The 3517-nt window shown below is 64.2% G+C and carries 3 protein-coding genes; all 3 read right to left on the reverse strand.

Annotation, left to right across the window (positions count from 1 at the left end):
* Nucleotides 1–30 precede the first annotated feature (30 nt).
* A complete protein-coding gene (iolE, locus tag AC0V2Y_RS24880; protein WP_475417784.1) occupies nt 31–945 on the reverse strand; it encodes a myo-inosose-2 dehydratase in 915 nt (304 codons plus the stop codon).
* 1 nt (nt 946) lies between these two features.
* Nucleotides 947–2779 carry a 3D-(3,5/4)-trihydroxycyclohexane-1,2-dione acylhydrolase (decyclizing) gene (iolD, locus tag AC0V2Y_RS24885; protein WP_475417785.1) on the reverse strand — a complete coding sequence of 611 codons (1833 nt, stop codon included), beginning with the start codon at nt 2777–2779 and terminating at the stop codon, nt 947–949.
* The coding region (locus AC0V2Y_RS24890; RefSeq protein WP_475417786.1) for a 2-deoxy-5-keto-D-gluconate 6-phosphate aldolase domain-containing protein at nt 2776–3517 on the reverse strand (742 nt) is incomplete at its 5' end. The genes iolD and AC0V2Y_RS24890, both read right to left, overlap by 4 nt.

Genomic DNA, 3517 nt, shown 5'->3' on the forward strand with positions numbered 1-3517 from the left:
GTCCCTGCCCCGCTTTCACCAGCAGCGGGCTCATGCCGCCTCCCGGCCCAGTCGGGGGATGGCATCGACCAGGCGCGCCAGGTAATCGTGGCCCATCTTCGCGTATGCGTAGCTGGGTGCGACGGCCGGGTCTTGCTCCGCTTCCACCACCAGCCAGCCCTCGTAGCCGTGCAGATACAAGCGCGTCAGGATGGCCGGGAAGTCGATGCTGCCGTCGCCCGGCACGCTGAAGGCGCCATTGATCACCGCCTGCAAAAAACTCCAGTGGCCGTTGCGGGCCAGTTTCACCACATTCGGGCGCACGTCCTTGCAATGCACGTGGCAAATCCTGTCGATATGTTTATTTAACACCGCCAAGGCATCGCCGCCGGCAAAGGTGATGTGACCGGTATCGAACAGCAAACCGACCTCGGGACCCGTCAGGGCCATCAGTTGGTCCACATCGGCCGGCGTTTCCACATAGGCGCCCATGTGGTGGTGATAGGCCAGGCGCACGCCGTGGGCCAGCAGGTGCCGGGCAAAGGCCGTCAACTTGTCGGCGTAGTCCTGCCATTGCTGCTGCGACTGGAAACGCGGGCGTTTATACAGGGGACGCGCTTCGCCCTGGATGGCGTCGGCCACTTCGCCATACACCATGACGGTGGCGCCGCTGTCGGCAAGCAAGCGCAAATGCGATGCGACGGAGGCGATCTCTTCTTCCACAGACCGATGGGCCAGGCGGCCCGAATACCAGCCGGAGACGCAGGCGAGATTGTATTTGCCCAGTACGGCGTTCAGGGCCGGGGCATCCTTGGGAAACTTGTTGCCCAGTTCAAAGCCCACGTAGCCGATCTCGGCGCCCTCTTTCAAAGCCGTTTCCAGGGGCGTTTCGCCGCCCAGGCTCGGCAAATCGTCGTTCATCCACGAGATCGGGTTGATGCCGATGCGTACATTCCAGGTAGTCATTTCAATTCCTTTGTTTCAGGCGATCGTTTTCATAACGGGTACGCGCAGCTTGCACGCCGGACTGGGTGGAGACCTCGGGCACGGCCACTTCCCACCAGCAGCCGCCCTCCTGCGTCGTGCGCGTGTCGTCCGTGTCGATGCAGATCAGATACGTGCGCGAAGCTCCCCGGGCGCGCAGCATGGCCTGTTCCAGTTCGCCAATGTCGGCCACGTGCTCGGACAGCGCGCCCAAGGATTGCGCATGCAGGGCGAAGTCGATGCGGGGGGCGCTGTCGGGCAGCATATTGTTGAACGAAGCATTGCCGCAGGCCTGTTGCAATCGGTTGATGCAGCCATAGCCCCGGTTGTCGAGCACGACGATGATGAGTTTTTTGTCCAGCATCACGGAGGTGGCGATTTCCGAATTCATCATCAGATAGCTGCCGTCGCCCACCATGACGATGACTTCCGAGTCAGGCTTGGCCATCTTGACGCCGAGGCCGCCGGCGATTTCATAGCCCATGCACGAGTAGCCGTATTCCATGTGATAGCCGCCCGGCGTGCTTGTCCGCCACAGCTTGTGCAGCTCGGCCGGCAGAGTCCCCGCCGCGCAAACGACGATGTCGCGGCTGGTGGAATCGGGAGCGGAACGCTGCACGGCGCCGATGACTTCGCCGTCGTACGGCAAGCCGGCCACTTCCCGCTTGCCGGTGATCGACGCCACGGTGGCGCGCCAGGCCTTCGCCGCCTGCTGCGCCCGCTCCAGCCACTGGCCCGCGCTGTTCCAGTGCGCCAGCCTTTGCGACAAGCCCTGCAAGCCGAGCGTCGCATCCGCCTGCAGGCCCAGGCCCCGGCGTTTCAGGGCGTCAAAACTGTTGACGTTCAGGCTGAGCAGTTGCGCCTGCGCAAACAGGGAGTTCGACCCGGTCGTGAAATCCTGCAGGCGCGTGCCGACGGCCAGCACCACGTCGGCCTCGGCCGCCAGTGCATTCGCGGCGGGCGAACCGGTGACGCCGATGGCGCCCAGCTGCAAGGGATGGTCCCAGGGCAAGCTGCTCTTGCCGGCCTGGGTTTCCGCCACGGGAATGCCATGGCGCTCGGCAAACGCCCGCAAGGCGGCGCCGGCCTGGCCGTACAGCACGCCGCCGCCGGCGACGATCAGCGGCTGCTTCGCGTTTTTCAGCAAGGCGGCCGCCTCTTCCAGCTCCTGCTCGACGGGCGGCACGGCACGGAAACGCACGACTCTCGGTTCGAAAAAGTCGGCAGGATAGTCATACGCCATCGTCTGCACGTCCTGCGGCAGGGACAAGGTCACGGGACCGCAGGCGGCCGGGTCCGTCAAGGCGGCGATCGCCCGTGGCAAGGCCGTCAGCAATTGCTCCGGATAGACGATGCGGTCGAAATAACGCGATAAAGGTTTGAACGCATCATTGACGGAAACGCTGCCATCCGTACCGTCTTCCAACTGCTGCAGCACGGGATCGGGTGCGCGCGAGACGAATACGTCGCCGGGCAGCAAGAGCACGGGCAAGCGGTTCACGTGCGCCAGGGCAGCCGCCGTGAGCAGGTTGGTGGCGCCGGGACCGATGGAACTGGTCACGGCCATCATGCGCCGGCGCATGTGGGCTTTCGCATAGGCGATGGCCGCGTGCGCCATCGCCTGTTCGTTGTGGGCGCGGTAGGTGGGGAACACATCCTGGTACTGGTACAGCGCTTCGCCCATGCCGGCCACGTTGCCGTGGCCAAAGATGGCGAAGGCGCCGCCGAACAAGGGTTCGCCGTCCTCGGTGCGCAGCACGGACAGGTAGCGGATCAAGGCCTGCGCCATGGTCAAACGGATCGTGGTGGTGGTCATGCCGCACGCTCCAGGCGGTTGCGCGTGCGCTGCCACAAGCTGATCAGCTGTTCGAAATTGGCGCGCACGGCGGCGATCAGGCCCGCATCATCGAGTTCGCCGGCCAGCCAGCGGCGGCTCGGTTCCTGGAAGATGGTGCGGCCCACCATGAAACCCTTGCAGGTGCTGCTGGCACTGGCTTGCTCAAAACTGTCGGCCAGGGCGGCGATGGGCGCGTTCAAGCCAAGTAATACCACGCCACGGCAATACGGATCGCGTTCATGCACGAGGGCATCGATGGCTTGCCATTGCTGGGCCGACATGCTTTCCAGTTTCCACCATTCGGGGTAGATGCCGAGGTTGTACAGGCGCTTGACGGCGCGCAAGACCGTGTCTTCACTGTGCGGCAAGGCTTCCGACGGTATGACTTCGAGCAAGAGTTCGTGACCGCTCACTTGCGCCGCATCGTACAGGGCCTTGATCTGCGCTTCCTGCTCCAGGCGGTTTTCCACGGCATCGTCCGGGTGCAGCTGCACCAGGCACTTGATCACGTGTTCCTTCGGCCAGCTGAGCAGGTGTGAACCGATGGAGCGGCCCCAGTCGAATTGCAGCGGGTTCGATCCCGGCAATTCCACGGGACGGCCTATCCACCAGCCGCGCCCCGTCGCATCGTTGAGCGCATCGACGCCATAGCGGCCATCGATCAGCACGCCCGTCTTGCCGGCCAGTTGCAAGGCCGTTTCCGTCTGCGCCACGGCT

The organism is Janthinobacterium sp. BHSEK, from assembly GCF_056174685.1.

Excerpts from the sequence above, each read along its gene's own strand:
- iolE (WP_475417784.1), bottom strand. The coding sequence starts at position 945 with ATGACTACCTGGAATGTACGCATCGGCATCAACCCGATCTCGTGGATG.
- iolD (WP_475417785.1), bottom strand. The coding sequence starts at position 2,779 with ATGACCACCACCACGATCCGTTTGACCATGGCGCAGGCCTTGATCCGC.